General features: G+C 35.8%; 1 protein-coding gene. It reads right to left on the bottom strand.

Annotated elements, in window-relative coordinates; genetic code table 11:
* Window positions 1–223: 223 nt before the first annotated feature.
* The coding region (locus ABCO64_RS10540; protein ID WP_343089438.1) for a glycerol-3-phosphate acyltransferase at window positions 224–628 on the bottom strand (405 nt) is incomplete at its 5' end.

The following is a 628-nucleotide window of genomic DNA, read 5'->3' as shown; positions in this document are numbered from 1 at the left end:
ATTTAAGAGATAGTGGGAAAGACTTTGTGTTTGTGACGCATGTGTTAAGTTTTGTGCGTGATTTTGCGGACTATATTGTGTTTATGCATGAAGGCAATATCGTAGAACACGGAGATACTTCAATTTTAGATAATCCTAAAAGTGAAGCCATGCAATCATACATGAATAAAGTAAGATAAACAAAAAGGGACATTCCTTAAATAAAATAGAATGTCCCTTTCATTTATGTACGTTTCGAAACTTTTTGTTCAATTTTATGTTTTTGTAGAAAGTTACTTTTTGGCTCTGTGCCGTTAAGAATACGTTTGAAATTCCCTCGGTGTCTATAAAAAATCAGACTGTTTCCAATGAATGTGATGATTGGTAAGAATAAATCACGCCTCATTCCAAAGAGCCATTCAATACTTGAACCTTCGCTTGGACCAAAGAAATAAATAATGATGACTGCGATCATGACAAATGATGCGCCTAAAGTTGAACCAACACTAATGTAGCGTGTAAATTTTACGCCTATTACATAGCCTAGTAGGCCTAACACACCTAAGAAAGGGGCGTAAAAGAGGAAAATTCCAACACTGGTTGCGACGGCTTTCCCACCACTAAACTTTACAAATACAGAAAAGGAATG

Origin of the sequence: Methanocalculus natronophilus (assembly GCF_038751955.1) — an archaeon.
Lineage (GTDB): Archaea > Halobacteriota > Methanomicrobia > Methanomicrobiales > Methanocorpusculaceae > Methanocalculus > Methanocalculus natronophilus.
Note: the sequence above shows the minus strand (reverse complement) of the source record. Positions and strands in the feature narration are given on the sequence as shown.